Raw genomic sequence first — 17,015 nt, forward strand, 5'->3', positions numbered from 1 at the left:
GTGACGTGTCCTCAGATGTTGAAAGCTGGTTCGATGACTTTGGAGAAGAAGCTGCGCGTCCGGGCCTCCCGGGGATTAGCGAAGATCTCCTGGGGACTGCCCTGCTCCACGATCTGGCCCTCGTCCATGAAGAACACGGTGTCCGCCACATCGCGGGCAAAGCCCATTTCGTGCGTGACGATGATCAAGGTGGTGCCGGAGGTGGCGAGTTCGCGGATGACGTCCAGGACTTCGTTGACGAGCTCCGGGTCCAGTGCCGAGGTGGGCTCGTCGAAGAGCAGGATCTTGGGACCGAGGGCCAGTGCCCGGGCAATGGCAACACGCTGTTGCTGGCCGCCGGACAATTGCCTTGGGTAGGCGTCGGCCCGGTCCTTGAGGCCTACGCGGTCCAAAAGTTTCAGCGCATGCTTGCGGGCCTCGGTCTTATTCCGGTGGAGCGCGACGACGGGCGCTTCAGTCACGTTTTCCAGTGCGGTGAGGTGCGGGAACAGGTTGAAGTTCTGGAACACCATGCCGATGTCCGTGCGCTGCTTGAGGATGTCCTTCCCGCGCAGTTCGTGCAGCTTGTTCCCGCGGACCTGGTAGCCCACCAACTGGCCGTCGATGGTGATGTACCCGCCGTCCACCTTTTCCAAATGGTTGATGGTACGCAGGAGCGTGGATTTCCCGGAGCCGGAAGGCCCCACGATCACTGCGACTCCTCCTGGCGGAACCGTGAGGCTCACGCCCTTGAGGACGTCAGTTCCCCCAAAGGACTTGCGCACGTTGGTGATGTCCACGTGGCCGCGGCTTGTGGTGGTCATCGGGGTTCCTTCGTTCGGTCAAGGTTCACCGGCGCGTGGGTGGCAAAGAACTTCCTTGCCTTCTGCAGCGGAGTCAGGGGCAGGTTGCGGACGGCGCCCTTCGAGTAGTGGCGCTCAATGTAGTACTGGAAGACACTCAGTACCGAGGTAATGGCCACGTACCAGAGCGTCGCCACAAGGAGCAGCGGAAGGACCTGCTGTGTGCGGTTGTAGATGACCTGCACGGTGTAGAAGAGCTCGGAGTAGGCCAGGACGTAGACGATCGACGTTCCCTTGACCAAGCCGATGATCTCGTTGAAAGCGGTAGGCAGAATGGCCCGCATGGCCTGCGGCAGGACGATCCTGGTGGACCGCCGCCAGGCCGGAATGCCAAGGGCCGCGGCTGCTTCAAGCTGGCCTTGATCCACCGAGAGGATGCCGCCGCGGATGATCTCGGCAGAGTACGCCGCTTGGTTGAGGGTCAGGCCCAGGACTGCAGCCGCGAATTGGCTGATGAGGGTGGTGGTCTGGACCTCGAAGAAGCGGATATCCGTGAAGGGGATACCTAGGCTGACCTTCTCGTAGAGGTACCCCAGGTTGTACCAAAGCAGCATCTGGACCAGCAACGGCGTGGAGCGGAAGATCCAGGAGAATGTCCATGACACGGAGACCAGCAGCGGGGACGCGGAAAGCCTCATGAGCGCCAAGATGAAACCGAGGACAAAGCCGAGCGCCCCGGAGATGACCGTGAGCTTGAGGGTCTCCACGAGGCCGTTCACCACGGATTGCGCGGTGAACCATTGCGCCACGACGCCCCACTCCCACCGCGGATTCGTCGCGAGTGACCAGGCGACGGCGACGACGCCGAGCGCCACCAGCACCGTGCCTACCCAGCGCCAAGGACGCCGGGCCGGGACCACTTTGTAGCGGGAGTAATCGGCTGCGGGCCGGGCGGTGTCACCCTGGGAAGCGGCGGGCGCCGGGCTTTCCGTGACGGCGCTGTGTTCCAAAAGGGCGCCGGGCGCCGGTTCCGGTGCAGATTGCTGTGCGGACTGCGCCACCGTGGTTGCTGCTGAACTCATGCGCCACCTCGCTTCGTATCGGTTGTTGGCTATCGGATGGCAGCCAATCTAGGGGCGTCCTGGAAGCGGCTGCAAGGCGGATTTTTGCACTTCTTCACAGGGATTCATGGCGCTTCGCACGGCTTCACACGGCGCCACATGAGTCAGTTCTTTGCTCCTTTTGACGCTCCGTGACGTGTGGTGAACGGCCGTTACCCCGGCCTCGACCGAAGCCCCACCACCTCCCTAGGCTCGGGTACCACCAGCCACCGCAAACAGGAGTTGCCATGCCGTCCTCTGTCCCCACCATCACCTTCATCGGCGGTGGTCCGCGCTCAGCCGGCATCCTCGAACGGCTCACGGCCAACAAACCCGGACTCTTCGACGGCCCCCTGGCCATCCACATCGTGGAGCCGCATGAACCCGGTTCCGGGAGGATCTGGCGCTATGACCAGAGCCCGGGGCTTCTGCTCAACTCCACCGCTGCGGACGTCACGATGTTCACTGACGGCTCCGTGGCCTGCGACGGTCCCTCCGTCGAGGGTCCGGGACTGGCCGCCTGGGCTGCCGGAGTGCTCGACGGGTCCATCCGCGACGTTCCGCCATTGGAGCCACATATCCTTGAGCAGCTTCGGACGTTGACTCCAGCCTCATTTCCCAGCCGCCAGCTTCAGAGCAAGTACCTCGAATGGTTCTTCCGTCACGCCGTTGCGGGCCTCGGACCGGACGCCGAGGTGACGGTTCACCGGGACACGGCCACCGCCGTCGAGCATTCACTTCTGCCCGACGGCGGTGCGCGGTACAGCGTGCGGCTCTCCTCGGGTACCGTGCTCGAGGCCGACCTCGTCGTGTATTCACTGGGCCACACGGATTCCCAAATCGAGCCGGAATCGGCACGCCTCGCGGACTTCGCCGCCCGCCACGGAGGGTTCTACGCGGCGCCGTCGTATACCGCCGACGTCGACTATTCAGCGATCGCCCCCGGCCAGGACGTCCTGGTCTCAGGCATGGGGCTGGCGTTTGTCGACCTGCTGGTGCTCTTGTTCGAGGGCCGCGGCGGCCGTTTCGAAGACAGGCCCGACGGCGGCCTGGACTATGTGCCGTCCGGCGCCGAACCGCGGCTCTGGGCAGGCTCGCGGCGCGGAGTGCCCTACCACTCCAAGATCTCTTCCACCCTGCGCGGGGAGCCCGTCGGCGCACTGCGGTACTTCACCGCGGCCGCCGTCGAATCGCTGCTTGAGGCCCACGAAGAACTGGATTTCCGCGCCCAGCTCTGGCCCCTCATCGCCAAGGACGCCGGCTACGCCTATTACCGCGAGCTCTTCACCGGCTATCCGGAACGGGGCCGCGGCGGCTGGGACGAGTTTTCGGCGCGCTTCGATGCTCTGGATTGGTATAGCCGCGAACGCGAAGACCTCGTTGCTGCGGCGATCCCGGACCCGGCGCTCCGGCTGGACCTGGAAGCGCTGGACCAACCCTTCAGCGGCTGTGCCTTCGCGGACCACGCTGCCGTTCAGAGGTCCGTGGTGAGCTACATCGAACGCGACCTCAACCTCCGCACCAGTCCCGACCATTCGGAGACCTTGGCCCTGTTCTCAGCCCTCCTCCGCGTCTACATGGAGCTAGGCCGGCTGGTCCCCCAGGAGCGGCTCAACTCGCGCTCCCAGCAGGCGGTGCACGGATGGTGGCACGGCTTCTTCAGCTTCGTGGATTCCGGGCCGCCACCGCACCGCCTCCATGAAATCCTCGCCCTGCACCGAGCCGGATTGCTGCAGTTCCTTGGGCCGGGGATGTGGGTGCGCCCGGACGAGGCCAGCGGCCGATTCGTGGCCGGGTCCTTCCAATCACCCGTGGTGGTGGACGCACCGGCATACATCGAAGCCCGCTTGCCGTCGCCGTCGGTGGCGCGCTCAGCGAACCCTGCGCTGGCGGACCTGCACGACGCCGGTTGGGGAACCGAACAGTTGCTCCTCACCTCGGACGGTCCCCACTCCACGGGTAAGCTGTTGGTCTCGAGTTCGCACGAGGTGTTGGCTCCCGACGGCGGACGGCAGGTGGGCCTCTTCGCCGTCGGACCCTGGACCTCGGGTTGGGGCGCGGGTGCGTTCGCTCGGCCCGGCACCAACGCTGCACCCTTCCGCGAGAACGACGCCTTGGCCCGTCGCCTCCTCACCGAACTCGCCGCCCCTCACCCTCGCACCGGCCACCCAACTAGCTCGCATTTGTTGTCGCTATGACGCCTCATAACGACAACAAATGCGACCCAGTTGGGTGGGGTGTCCTGAGTCTGCCCATGCACGATCCGCGCGTAAAACCCCTCCTGGAGGAACTCGCCGTCGAATACACCACGCGCTACGGGGACTTGTTTGGCAGCGGTGGCGCGGCCGAGGAGCTCAACAGGTACCCGGCCGGCGAGTTTGCCGCACCCCACGGCGCCCTGCTCATCCTCCAGGAAGACGGCGAAACCGTCGCGGGCGGGGCATTCCGCCGCTACGACTCCAGCACGGCGGAACTCAAGCGGATCTGGACCCACTCGGCACACCGGCGTCGAGGGTTGGCCCGGGTGGTTCTCGCGGAGCTGGAAGCCGAGGCCGCCCGGCGCGGCTACCGGCAGATCTACCTGACCACGGGTCCGCGGCAGCCCGAAGCCAAGAACCTCTATCTGGCTACCGGCTACACCCCTTTGTTCGACCTCGATGCGGATCCGGAAGAAATCAAGCACTTGGCGTTTTCGAAGGACCTGGGTTCCATCCGGGCGTGAGATTCCTACCCGTCTGCCTGGCGAGCCGCGGCTTCAATCCTGGCCCGGTGATCACCCCATTCTTCGGTGCTGCGCTGTGACAAATTCGGGTCTCCAGGGCCTTTCCCGGCGGAGCCATCAATGAGTTCCCTGAGGATGTCGGCATGCCCCAGATGCTGAGCCGTCTCGACGCACATATGCACCAGGATCTGATGAAGGGTCACGTGGCGGCGTTCTTCCGCCCACCACGGCACCTCCCCAGGAGCGTCCAGGGGCAGGAACTCGATAGTTGCATCGCTGTGCTCGGCCGAGAAGTGGTGCAGTTCGATGATCTCCTCCCTGCTCTCTTCGGACGGAACCCACAGATCGGCGTCGGCCTCGGCATCGTCGGCAAACCAAGGCAAGTCCCTGCCGCTAGGCCGGCCAAAGACCTCCCCGAAGTACCCAAGCTCCACGCTGGCCACATGCTTCACAAGCCCCAGCAGGTTGGTCCCGGTAGGGGTCATGGGCCGGCGGAGGTCGTACTCGTCGAGTCCGTCGAGCTTGCCGAGGAGCTCGCCTCGGCGCGCACGCAGGTATTTGAGCAAAATCGCTTTGTCATTCATGCCGGGCACTATACCGTTGGCGGTTCCGGCTGCGTCGGATTCGGGCACCCTTCTCGGGATGATCGCGACTGTGTAGCGTCGGTGCATGGCCAAACTGATTTACACAGGAATCATGTCTCTGGACGGCTATACCGCGGACGCCGCCGGCAAGTTCGACTGGAGTATGCCGGACGAAGAAGTGCACAGCTTCGTCAATGACCTCGAACGGCCCGTCGGCACGTACCTCCTCGGCCGGAGGATGTACGAGGTCATGGCGGTCTGGGAGGACATGTCCCTCTCCCAGGAGCCACCCGTCATCCAGGACTACGCCGAGATCTGGCGTGCCGCCGACAAAATTGTGTACTCCACGAGCCTGGAAAGTTCGTCCACGGCCAGGACGCGCATTGAGCGGGAGTTCGACGCCGGAGCCATCCGGGCGCTGAAAGAGACCGCACCGCGGGACATGTCCATTGGTGGCACAACGCTCGCAGCCCAAGCCATCAAAGCTGGCTTGGTGGACGAGTTCCGCCTCTTCCTCACGCCAATCGTCGTCGGGGGCGGCAAACAGTTCCTCCCGGACGACGTACGGATAACGCTTGGATTGCTGGACGAGCACCGCTTCGGCAACGGCGTCGTTTACCTTAGGTACGCCAAAGGGGATGGGTAGAACCTCCAACTAATCCGGTCGTTCTGCGGGCCTGCGCGCTCAGGCTATGCGCACCGCCAACAAATCCACGGCTAAAAGCTCGCGACGATCCAGCAGGGATACACCCTCAAGGCGCCACTATCGAGCTAGTTGCCGCCATCATCGACGGCGAAGTCCACAAGGAAGCGCAAGCCCGGTTGCCACTTTCCATGATGAACCGGCATGGCTTGGTGGCTGGCGCCACGGGCACGGCAAGACCGTCACCCTGCACATGATGGCGGAACAACTGTTCACAGCCGGAGTCCCGTATTCCTCGCGGACATCAAGGGCGTCCGCGCGGATTGAACGGCGGCTGCCGGCCGCCGTCGGGCCTTCCCGAAGCATGTTCATTCGTCACGTAAGGGGAAGCATGCTCAGGTATTGCGGAACCGGCAGGTAACGTAAAGGGCGTGCAGTTGAGTCAAGCGTTGGTCAAGGCCGCGGCCGGGTGGCTGCTCGGCCTGATGCTTGCTGTGGCCGCTGCGATCGTTGCCGTCAACCTGGTGAGCAATTCGATAGCCAGTCCGCAGCAGCAGGTTCGCGATTACCTTGACGCCCTTCAGAAGGGGCATGGCGGGGAAGCCCTCGGGCTTCTTCACGCCTCCGTGCCCAACGCCAACGCCGCCATGCTGGACGGCACAGCGCTGCAAACGGCCGCGTCGAAAATTACCGATATCAAGATCGGTAACCCCGAATCCCGTGGAGCCAACCGGGTGACGGTCCCCATGGATTACCAGATTGACGGCAAGGCTTTGCACTCGGATTTCTTGCTTGAGCGCACGGGCACTGAATGGCTGTTCTTCGGCAAGTGGTCCTTCGTCCCGGCGGCCTTGCCGACAATCGAGGTGACCGTGGTCAACTCCACTGAGGCGACCCTGAACGGCGTCCCCGTGAACCTACCCGATGGCCGCAACAGCTTTGCCGTGTTCTACCCCGGCCAATACGAAGCGAACCTTACCGGCAAATACTTCTCGGCACCGTCCACCAACACCGCGGTAACTAGCGGCACTTTGCCCCAATCACCGCTCAATCTCGTGACGAAACCCACCGAGGCCATGATCACGGCGGTCAGCGACAAGGTCAAGGAATTCCTGGACAACTGCGCCGCCGAAGCCACCAAGCAACAGAAGCTCCAGCCCGATTGCCCGTTCTACCATGTGACCAACAGCCGTGTGGTGGATGGCACCATCAAATGGGAAATCACCGAGTATCCCAAGGTCAGCATCGATCCCTTTGGTGGCCAATGGGTCGTGGCACCCCTCAACGGCAAGGCCCGGGTTACCGCCCGCGAAGTGGACCTCTTCAGCGGAATGGTGGGGGACCTTAACGCCGTCCACGACTTCAGCTTCACGACGCGGCTGGACATCGGTGCGGACACCATTACCGTCACCCCCCTGGTGAGCTTCTAGGCGGCGCCTTTGTCAGCGGCCCCAGCGTCACAAAGCGCAGGTTTTTGGCCGTGACCGACTCCCGAATCCCTGAGTTTCCGGCGTTGTCCCCGACGCTGGGCGCTAAAAAGTTGCTAAGCGTGACACAGCCGACGCTCGGGCCGCCGACTTTCCCCGCCCCAGAAGGGCAAGCACCTCCGCAACCATGGCCTCGGAGTCGTGCACCACATCCGAATAGTAGTAACGAAGTACCGTGTACCCCTGAATAACGGACAAGTTGTTGCGGCGGTGGTCCTTCTTCACTTGCTTCCATTCAGCGTGATGGCGACCGTCGAGTTCCACGAGCAGCCAACCGTCCAGTAACAGGTCCATGTACCCCACGCCGTCGACGTAGAACTGCGGCTGGACATCGATGCCGGCCCTGCGGAAATGCGTCCGCGCCAACGTCTCCAGGAGCGAATCGGCCCCACGATCAATCCACTGAAGGACTTCGCGCGCCTTACCGTTGCGCTTTCCAGGCAACCGCTCAAGCAGAAAGGGGACCGTCATGTCGCCCCTACCCACGGCGCACTCCACCATGACGAGGGATTCCTGCCACGGCAGGCATCGGAGGGCGTGAATGAGGACGTCGGCCAAGGAGACCACAGGCCTGTGCGGATGCGACGGTAACAGCAAACCGCCGTGATGCACGACGTCGTTGCGCCCATAGCTGCGGAGCTGATGCACGTGCGGGGGACCCGAATGGTCAATCGCCCACAGTCCATGAAATGGCGCCGCGCTGACGCAGGTCCGTAATTGGCGGTTTCGAACCAGTTCCACATCGGCATCTGGTGCGGAGGCGAGCGCATAGATGCCGCGCGCGGGTTGTCGCACCCCGCCGCGCACCGCTTTCCTGAGCTGCGCGTCGCTAATTCCAAACCGCGCCAGCACCGGCCTTCGCGCGACGCCGCCACACCGGTTCAGTGCCTGTTCAACGTCCATGAAGCCATGATGCCGCCCGGAGGCGACGCCGTCGGCTTTCTCTTGGCCTATGTGGACAATTCAGCGTCACGCCGTGCAGTTTTTTGGCGGCCCTCAGTACTCAAAACCCCGGATCTCCGGGACCGGTACCGGCACAAGGAGCCAAAAAGATGCGAGACGTGACGCAGCCGCCCAGCCAACCGGAGCTTAGTCCATACCGCGCAGGTCAAGCACCAGCTCGGAATCGCCGTCGGCCTGCAAAACCACAGGGATGCCCCAGTCCTGCTGGTACAAGTGGCACGCGGCGTGGTCGGGGATTTCGCCGTCCTCGGTCTCAGGACCATCACATGCGGCTGCACGAGCCGTAATGTGGAGAATTCCCTCAGGGACGTCCGCGGACAGCTCCAGGGCCCGCAACAAGCCCACGGATGTGCCACCGCCGGACAGCAGCAGCTCGGGAGGGGTGGACGAGATCTTCAGTTGCGTAGGGTCGCCCCAGCGGTCGTCGAGTTTCTGTCCGGTCGGGGCAGCGAAGCGCACCGTGAGTTCCAGCTTGCCCGGCGCCACAGGGCTTTTGGGCCGCTGCGTTTGAGATGCCCCTTCATCCACCTGCTGGGCTTCCTTGGGGATGGGAACCAGAACCAGCTGGTGCTTGTTGGATTCCACCACCACCAGCAACGGCTCGCCGCCTTCCGGGTAGACCACGACGACGTCGCTCGGCTCCGTGAGGCCCCTCGCCAAAGTGGACACCGTCTTGGTGGCGGGGTCGTAGCGCCGCACGGCACCGTTGTAGGTGTCAGCCACAGCCACGGATCCATCGGGAAGCACCGTGACCCCCAAGGGGTGCTGCAGGCGTGCTTCGGCGGCTTGGCCGTCGCGGAAGCCGAAATCGAATAGCCCCTTGCCGACGGCCGACTCCACGGTGACGCCGGTTTCGCGAAGCACCAGGCGGCGCAATGCCGAGGTCTCGGAATCGGCCACCCAGATGTTGTGGTCCGCATCGACAGCCAGTCCGGAAGGCTGGGCGAACCAAGCTTCCTCCGCAGCTCCGTCAAGCAGGCCCTCAAGGCCCGAGCCGGCCAGGATGGACACTTCGCCGCTCAAGGGCTCGAAAGTGAAAATCTGGTGAGTGCCCGCCATGGCGATAACAACCCGCTGCAGCTTCTCGCTCCACACCACGTCCCACGGCGAGGACAGGGACACCCCGGTCCCAATACCCAGCACCCCGACGTCCACCGCGTCGGCCGCGAAGTCAGCCGGACCGGCGTCGTGGTGCTCAGCCCAAGCGCCGGCACCGCTTTCCGTCACGCGGGCAGGACCGGCGTCGAGCAGGCGCTGCACGCCATTGCCAGCAACAGTCTGCACATAACCGGAGCTGAGCGTGACACCGCGGAGGCGATGGTTCACGGTGTCCGCGACAACAGCCTCGTAGCCGAGCTGCCAAGCCAGCGACGACGGCAGCACCGCCACGCCCTGGGGCTCGTTGAACTGGGCGATTTCCGCGGTGCCATCCAGGTATCCCTTGGTCCCGGAGCCAATAATGCGCTCCACGGTTTCAAGGTCGGGGCGCAGTTCCACGAGGCGGTGGTGACCGGAGTCGACCACGAGGTAGTTGCCGTTGTCCAGCTGGGTCGCCTTGCCCGGGAAGCGAAGAGTGCCCGACGTCGGGACGGGAGCCACGTAGGGTCCGTCACCGCGGTGGAGGGTCCCCTTGGCTTCGTGCTCGGCCACGAGCTCCTCAAGGAGCACTGCAAGGCCGTCGGCGTGCCCCTCACCGGAGAGGTGCGCCACGATGTACCCCTCGGGGTCCACGACTACCAGCGTGGGCCAAGCGCGGGCCGTATAGGCCTTCCACGTGGCGAGCTCCGGGTCGTCCAGCACGGGGTGGCGGATTTCGTAGCGCTCCACGGCGGATGCGAGGGCTACGGGATCGGCTTCGTGCTCGAATTTGGGAGAGTGCACGCCGACCGTCACCAGGACGTCGGCGTACTTTTCCTCGAGCGGGCGCAGCTCATCCAGGACATGCAGGCAGTTGATGCAGCAGAACGTCCAGAAATCCAGCAGCACGATCTTGCCGCGCAGCGATTCCAGGTCCAGTGCCTTCCCGCCGGTGTTGAGCCAGCCACGGCCCACCAGTTCAGAGGCACGGACACGCAGTTGGGTGCGTACGGTTTCGCTCATCAGCGTCCTTCCAGGTTGGTCTTGCTTTCGGGCTGCTTTGAGTCCCCGCCCGCCAGTTTGGCGTCGCGGTCTGCAAGCCGCGCAAACATATCGTTGTAAGCATTAAGGTCGGCGTTGTTATTCCTGTCTGCCGCCCGATCGGTCCGCTTCGTCTCCCGCTCATCCGAACGGGACCACATGACCGCGACGCCGATCGCCACCAGCAAGGTGGGCACTTCGCCGATTCCCCACGCCACGGCGCCGCCCGTCTGCTGGTCCAACAGGGCAGAGGGCCCCCATGTCCGGCCAAGGTTGCCGAAGTAGTCCGCAGCCAGCAAGCCGGTGCCACCCATGATGGCCACCCCGAAGAATGCGTGGAAGCCCATGGTGGCAAGCAAGAGAAGCAAGCGCATGGGGTAGGGGGCCCGGCGAGGCAACGGGTCCGAGCCGATCATCGTGAGCACAAAGATGTAGCCGGTCAGGAGGAAGTGGAGGTTCATGAGCTCATGGCCCACGTGCTCACGCATCGCGAAGCCGAATGCGTCCGAGAAGTAGAACAAGACGATGGAACCAGCGAAGTTCGCAGCGGCAAACAGCGGGTGGGTCACCACTTGCGAGAACTTGGAATGCACGAACACAAGGATCCACTCCCGGAGTCCACGGGACCCATCCCTGCGGGATCCTTCGCCGCGCGATGGCAGCGCACGCAATGCCAGGGTCACCGGTGAACCGAGCACCAGGAAAAGCGGGGCCACCATGGTCAGCGCCATGTGGTCCACCATGTGTGCGGAGAACAGCACCCGGCCGTAAACCGAGGGTGGCCCGGACGTGATGTACGTCAGTACAACCAAACCGATCATCCAGTTCACGGTCCGGAACACGGACCAGGAGTCGCCGCGTTTGCGAACCTTGACGACTCCCTGGATGTAGCTCACCGCGCCGAAGAGGGCCACGGCAACCCATAGCCAGTCGAGCCGCCATTCGGTCAGCCAGCGCACAGGGGTGAGTTCGGGCGGCAACTCGTAGCCGGACAAAATGAACGCCGGCGACGCATCGGGTGCGTAGGTGGCGAGCTGCGGTGGCGCCGAACTGGCCAGCGCGACGGCGAGTCCCGACGTCGCGCCCATCACCAACAGTTCCACGAGCACAAGCTGCCACAGAACGCGGCGCGTGCTCATCGATTTTCGGGCCAGCTGCGGGATCACCCATTGCCGGTGCATCAAGCCGACACCGCCGAGGACAACCGTGGCGAAGGCCTTGGCCAGGATGATCTGACCGTATGGGGTACCTACCAAGGCCGAGAAGGTCGTGACGCGGATACTCGCGTTGATCACTCCTGAGGCGAACACCAGCACGAAGGCATAGCCAGCCAAGGTGGAGAAACGGCCAAGTGTCTGAGCAGTGATGTCCTTGGCGCCCAGTGCCTTCGAACCCCGCAAGATACCCGAGAGAACTCCGAGCATGATGATGCCGCCCACCCAAGCGGACACGCCCACCAGGTGAAGGCCAAGGGAGTTGATGGCGCCTTCATGGTCGCTGGAACTCGCAGAGTGGCCAATCAGCGCGCTCGGCACCAAGCCGCCCAGCGCCAACGCAAGCGTCAGCGCGAGTCCTGCCAGCGAGCGGACGCCGAACAGCGCCGTCGTGACAATCGCGGCAATGATGGTCACGGCGAGCCAAGCCTGGCCCGTCTGGATGTCCGTCATGAAGTACACGAGGGAGGCAGTGAACTGCGCGTCACCGGACAGACCTTGGCCCGCCACGTCGGCGTAGGTCAGGACAAGGACCGCGACGGCGGAGAGCGTCCACACGGCACCTGCGGCTGCCGCTACGGCCAAGGCACGGGCGAACGCGGGGTGTTCAGTGGCATCGCTGCCCCTGGAGCCGGACGCATTCCGGGGAAGGATGCCGACGGCGAAGATCAGTCCGCCAATCACGGTCGCCAACGATATGTTGTGGACCGCTGTGGCCACCGGCAGGCCCCAACGGACCAGGGCACCTGGATCGGACACCTGCCGTGCGGCTGAGGCGCCGGAGAAGACCAAGGCAGCCACGAGCGCTAAAAGGAGCGCAGCGAAGCCAGCCAGCTGCCATGGGAGGGAGATCCCTTCCACGACGGCAACTGCCTTTCTTCCCGGCTTGGAAGCGGGCGAGGGGGCGGTGGCGGGTGTTTTGGCTGACGGCACCTATCCATTGTCCGCTAACGTTGGCGGCGCCGCGAATCGAGCTGACTAAAGCAGAAAGGCGGCAACCCGCAGGTTGCCGCCTTTCGAGCCGTTCGCCGAAGTGTCTTACTTCTTGGAGACAGCTGCCTTCAGCTTGGAGCCAGCGGTCAGCTTAACGCTGTGGCCAGCGGCGATCTGGATGGTCTCGCCGGTCTGGGGGTTACGGCCCGTGCGGGCTGCGCGGTCGGTGCGCTCGATTGCGAGCCAGCCCGGAATGGTGATCTTTTCGCCGGCGGCGACGGAAGTCTCGAAAACTTCGAACAGTGCATCGAGCACGGAGTTGACTGCAGCCTGGCTTGTGCCAGCTTTGCCAGCTACCTCGGAAACGAGTTCGCTACGGTTCTTAGCCATTTGTGTCCTCCTGGACTTTACGATTTTGGAGCTCACACACGGCATGCGCGCGAGCCACTGTTCGAAAACTTACCAGCTTGGACGGACACGGCCAGCAAATTCCCCGTGTTTCCGCGCTTTTTTGACCAAATTCACCCTATTTCAGGCTCTTTTGGGGGCCAATTCCGCCGCGGGCGAACTCCCAGGCCCCCAAGACGCCCGCTCACGTATGCGCGGTTCGGGCCGGACGCCCGCTCACGTATGCGCGGTCCCGGCCCGACGCCCGCTCACTTGTAGGTGATGGAGGGTTTGGGTGAAACGCCCGATACGTGATGGAGGGTTGGGTGGAACGCCCGCTCACCTATACCGCGGTCCGGGCCGACGCCCGCTCACCTATACCGCGGTCCGGGCCGACGCCCGCTCACCTATACCGCGGTCCGGGCCGACGCCCGCTCACCTATGCCGCGTTAGGGCCGGACGCCCGCTCACGTATAGGTGATGGAGGGTTGGGGTGAAGCGCCCGATACGTGATGGAGGGTTTGGGCCCGCGGGTTGGTGGGTGTGGTTGGGTGGGTGGTTTAAATGGTTCAGGCCCCGACATGTGTGTCGGGGCCTGAACATTAATGGTTGTCCGGCGGTGTCCTACTCTCCCACACCCTCCCGGGTGCAGTACCATCGGCGCTGTGGGTCTTAGCTTCCGGGTTCGGAATGGGACCGGGCGTTTCCCCCACGCTATGACCGCCGTAACCCTGTTACCCGTCCCCCTTCGCCGTGTGGCGGGGGGTGGGAAGTCTGGTTACAACTTGTCCAAACCCGGTTGAGGGGTTTGGTGGTGTTGTTATTCGGTTGTTGGTTCCTGGAGCAACGGGTTTTGTTGTTCGGGAACCACATAGTGGACGCAAGCAGTAATGGTTGTGTGGTGTAAGTTATCGGCCTATTAGTACCGGTCAGCTTCAACAGTCTTTAGTCCTGTCTTCCACATCCGGCCTATCAACCCAGTGGTCTGGCTGGGGGCCTCTCACACACGAGGTGTCTGGAAATCTCATCTTGAAGCGAGCTTCCCGCTTAGATGCTTTCAGCGGTTATCCCATCCGAACGTAGCTAATCAGCGGTGCACTTGGCAGTACAACTGACACACCAGAGGTTCGTCCGTCCCGGTCCTCTCGTACTAAGGACAGCCCTTCTCAAATTTCCTGCGCGCGCAGCGGATAGGGACCGAACTGTCTCACGACGTTCTAAACCCAGCTCGCGTACCGCTTTAATGGGCGAACAGCCCAACCCTTGGGACCTACTCCAGCCCCAGGATGCGACGAGCCGACATCGAGGTGCCAAACCATGCCGTCGATATGGACTCTTGGGCAAGATCAGCCTGTTATCCCCGAGGTACCTTTTATCCGTTGAGCGACGGCCATTCCACAATGTACCGCCGGATCACTAGTCCCGACTTTCGTCCCTGCTTGAGATGTCTCTCTCACAGTCAAGCTCCCTTGTGCACTTACACTCGACACCTGATTGCCAACCAGGCTGAGGGAACCTTTGGGCGCCTCCGTTACTTTTTAGGAGGCAACCGCCCCAGTTAAACTACCCATCAGGCACTGTCCCTGACCCGGATCACGGGCCGAAGTTAGATGTCCAAAGTGACCAGAGTGGTATTTCAACGATGACTCCACCCGAACTGGCGTCCGGGCTTCAACGTCTCCCACCTATCCTACACAAGCCACTCCGAACACCAATACCAAACTATAGTAAAGGTCTCGGGGTCTTTCCGTCCTGCTGCGCGTAACGAGCATCTTTACTCGTACTGCAATTTCGCCGAGTTTATGGTTGAGACAGCGGGGAAGTCGTTACTCCATTCGTGCAGGTCGGAACTTACCCGACAAGGAATTTCGCTACCTTAGGATGGTTATAGTTACCACCGCCGTTTACTGGGGCTTAAATTCTCAGCTTCGCCTTGCGGCTAACCGGTCCTCTTAACCTTCCAGCACCGGGCAGGAGTCAGTCCGTATACATCGTCTTGCGACTTCGCACGGACCTGTGTTTTTAGTAAACAGTCGCTTCCCCCTGGTCTCTGCGGCCCCGATCCCCTCCCACCAGCAAGTGGTGTTCAAGGTAGGGGCCCCCCTTCTCCCGAAGTTACGGGGGCATTTTGCCGAGTTCCTTAACCATAATTCTCTCGATCGCCTTGGTATTCTCTACCTGATCACCTGTGTCGGTTTGGGGTACGGGCGGCTGGAACCTCGCGTCGATGCTTTTCTAGGCAGCATAGGATCACCGGATCCCCCCGAACGGGGGTCCCATCAGATCTCAGGAACGTCATCAAAGACACAGCGACGGATTTGCCTATCGCTGACCCTACATCCTTAGACCGGGGCAACCATCGCCCGGCCCGGCTACCTTCCTGCGTCACACCTGTTAATACGCTTACCTCCCGGGATCAGATCCCGCGCTCGGCCAAAACCCGCACACCACAAGGGTGATTGGGCAGGCTCCGGGCGGTTAGTATCCCCCGCTTGGCATGGGCGGTCCTTCGCCGGTACGGGAATATCAACCCGTTGTCCATCGACTACGCCTGTCGGCCTCGCCTTAGGTCCCGACTTACCCAGGGCAGATTAGCTTGACCCTGGAACCCTTGATCATTCGGCGGACGGGTTTCTCACCCGTCTTTCGCTACTCATGCCTGCATTCTCACTCGTGTAGGCTCCACCGCTGGTTTACACCGCGACTTCACCGCCCACACGACGCTCCCCTACCACTCCAGACGACTGAACCACGAAGGCTTGTCTACTATCTGAAATCCACAACTTCGGCGGTGTACTTGAGCCCCGCTACATTGTCGGCGCGGAATCACTTGACCAGTGAGCTATTACGCACTCTTTCAAGGATGGCTGCTTCTAAGCCAACCTCCTGGTTGTCTTCGCAACTCCACATCCTTTCCCACTTAGCACACGCTTAGGGGCCTTAGTTGGTGGTCTGGGCTGTTTCCCTCTCGACTATGAAGCTTATCCCCCACAGTCTCACTGCTGCGCTCTCACTTACCGGCATTCGGAGTTTGGCTGACGTCAGTAACCTTGTAGGGCCCATCGGCCATCCAGTAGCTCTACCTCCGGCAAGAAACACGCAACGCTGCACCTAAATGCATTTCGGGGAGAACCAGCTATCACGGAGTTTGATTGGCCTTTCACCCCTACCCACAGCTCATCCCCTCCATTTTCAACTGAAGTGGGTTCGGTCCTCCACGACGTCTTACCGTCGCTTCAACCTGGCCATGGGTAGATCACTCCGCTTCGGGTCTAGATCACGCCACTAACTCGCCCTATTCAGACTCGCTTTCGCTACGGCTACCCCACACGGGTTAACCTCGCGACGTAACACTAACTCGCAGGCTCATTCTTCAAAAGGCACGCCGTCACAACTACAAGGCTGCTCCGACGGATTGTAAGCACACGGTTTCAGGTACTGTTTCACTCCCCTCCCGGGGTACTTTTCACCTTTCCCTCACGGTACTGGTCCGCTATCGGTCATTAGGAAGTATTTAGGCTTATCAGGTGGTCCTGACAGATTCACACGGGATTTCTCGGGCCCCGTGCTACTTGGGATCCTCTCCAGGCGGTACACAACATTACGGTTACGGGGCTAACACCCTCTCCGGCCGGCCTTTCAAGACCGTTCACCTATGCCTGCACCCACACCCCACCGGTCCGGCAGAACCAGTACGGAAAGTCCCACAACCCCGCCCATGCAACGCCCGCCGGCTATCACACATGGAACGGTTTGGCCTCATCCGCGTTCGCTCGCCACTACTAACGGAATCACTCTTGTTTTCTCTTCCTGCGGGTACTGAGATGTTTCACTTCCCCGCGTTCCCTCCACACACCCTATGTGTTCAGATGCGGGTCACCAGATCACGCCTAAACGCCCCTGGCGGGGTTTCCCCATTCGGACATCCTGGGATCACAGTCCGGTTATCGACTCCCCCAGGCTTATCGCAGATTCCTACGTCCTTCTTCGGCTCCTAATGCCAAGGCATCCACCGTGTGCCCTTAAAAACTTGACCACACAAAGATCAAAAACTCTCGAAAGAACCAAACCACCGAAATGGC

At 62.3% G+C, this 17,015-nt stretch carries 11 protein-coding genes, 2 rRNA genes and 1 pseudogene; 5 read left to right on the forward strand and 9 right to left on the reverse strand.

Annotated elements, in window-relative coordinates; translation table 11 throughout:
• Positions 1-11: 11 nt before the first annotated feature.
• Positions 12-803, reverse strand: coding sequence for an amino acid ABC transporter ATP-binding protein (locus tag A3M3_RS0118880; protein WP_028267649.1), 792 nt, complete (start codon positions 801-803; stop codon positions 12-14).
• Positions 800-1,864 (reverse strand): amino acid ABC transporter permease, encoded by a 1,065-nt coding sequence (locus tag A3M3_RS0118885; protein ID WP_197023333.1) that lies wholly within the window; start codon positions 1,862-1,864, stop codon positions 800-802. The genes A3M3_RS0118880 and A3M3_RS0118885 overlap by 4 nt, the downstream gene beginning before the upstream one ends.
• A 266-nt stretch (positions 1,865-2,130) precedes the next feature.
• On the opposite strand from A3M3_RS0118885, the gene A3M3_RS25935 reads away from it, so the two are divergent.
• Together A3M3_RS25935 and A3M3_RS25940 are read left to right on the forward strand one after the other, a co-directional pair.
• Positions 2,131-4,080, forward strand: a complete 1,950-nt coding sequence (locus A3M3_RS25935) for an FAD/NAD(P)-binding protein (protein WP_051423391.1) — start codon at positions 2,131-2,133, stop codon at positions 4,078-4,080.
• Positions 4,077-4,604, forward strand: coding sequence for a GNAT family N-acetyltransferase (locus A3M3_RS25940; protein ID WP_051423392.1), 528 nt, complete (start codon positions 4,077-4,079; stop codon positions 4,602-4,604). The genes A3M3_RS25935 and A3M3_RS25940 overlap by 4 nt, the downstream gene beginning before the upstream one ends.
• Positions 4,605-4,609: 5 nt before the next feature.
• Here the strand turns inward: A3M3_RS25940 and A3M3_RS0118900 are convergent, their stop codons facing one another.
• Positions 4,610-5,188 carry a DinB family protein gene (locus tag A3M3_RS0118900; RefSeq protein WP_028267651.1) on the reverse strand — a complete coding sequence of 193 codons (579 nt, stop codon included), beginning with the start codon at positions 5,186-5,188 and terminating at the stop codon, positions 4,610-4,612.
• An 85-nt stretch (positions 5,189-5,273) separates the two neighbouring features.
• Here A3M3_RS0118900 and A3M3_RS0118905 point away from each other — a divergent pair, with 85 nt between their 5' ends.
• From A3M3_RS0118905 to A3M3_RS0118910, 3 genes and pseudogenes are all read left to right on the forward strand, one after another.
• The gene (locus A3M3_RS0118905) at positions 5,274-5,834 is read left to right on the forward strand and encodes a dihydrofolate reductase family protein (RefSeq protein WP_028267652.1); all 561 of its coding nucleotides are present in this window, start codon (positions 5,274-5,276) and stop codon (positions 5,832-5,834) included.
• A gap of 46 nt (positions 5,835-5,880) precedes the next feature.
• Positions 5,881-6,143: pseudogene (locus tag A3M3_RS29405) on the forward strand (helicase HerA-like domain-containing protein); the annotation flags it as partial.
• Between the two features lie 125 nt (positions 6,144-6,268).
• Positions 6,269-7,261 (forward strand): hypothetical protein, encoded by a 993-nt coding sequence (locus A3M3_RS0118910; RefSeq protein ID WP_197023352.1) that lies wholly within the window; start codon positions 6,269-6,271, stop codon positions 7,259-7,261.
• 102 nt (positions 7,262-7,363) lie between these two features.
• Here the strand turns inward: A3M3_RS0118910 and A3M3_RS25945 are convergent, their stop codons facing one another.
• The 6 genes from A3M3_RS25945 to A3M3_RS0118940 all read right to left on the reverse strand — a co-directional run bounded on the left by A3M3_RS25945 (position 7,364) and on the right by A3M3_RS0118940 (position 16,969).
• A complete protein-coding gene (locus A3M3_RS25945; RefSeq protein WP_035743364.1) occupies positions 7,364-8,221 on the reverse strand; it encodes an endonuclease domain-containing protein in 858 nt (285 codons plus the stop codon).
• A gap of 186 nt (positions 8,222-8,407) precedes the next feature.
• Positions 8,408-10,381 (reverse strand): NHL domain-containing thioredoxin family protein, encoded by a 1,974-nt coding sequence (locus A3M3_RS0118920; protein ID WP_028267654.1) that lies wholly within the window; start codon positions 10,379-10,381, stop codon positions 8,408-8,410.
• Positions 10,381-12,546, reverse strand: coding sequence for a cytochrome c oxidase assembly protein (locus tag A3M3_RS25950; RefSeq protein ID WP_051423393.1), 2,166 nt, complete (start codon positions 12,544-12,546; stop codon positions 10,381-10,383). The genes A3M3_RS0118920 and A3M3_RS25950 overlap by 1 nt, the downstream gene beginning before the upstream one ends.
• A 105-nt stretch (positions 12,547-12,651) precedes the next feature.
• Complete coding sequence (locus A3M3_RS0118930) at positions 12,652-12,936, reverse strand: HU family DNA-binding protein (RefSeq protein ID WP_028267655.1); 285 nt, start codon at positions 12,934-12,936, stop codon at positions 12,652-12,654.
• 608 nt (positions 12,937-13,544) lie between these two features.
• Positions 13,545-13,661: ribosomal RNA gene (gene rrf / locus A3M3_RS0118935) — 5S ribosomal RNA — on the reverse strand.
• Between the two features lie 170 nt (positions 13,662-13,831).
• Positions 13,832-16,969 (reverse strand): 23S ribosomal RNA (locus A3M3_RS0118940).
• Positions 16,970-17,015: the final 46 nt, after the last annotated feature.

Source organism: Arthrobacter sp. MA-N2, from assembly GCF_000517125.1.
In the GTDB taxonomy this organism is placed as follows: domain Bacteria; phylum Actinomycetota; class Actinomycetes; order Actinomycetales; family Micrococcaceae; genus Arthrobacter; species Arthrobacter methylotrophus.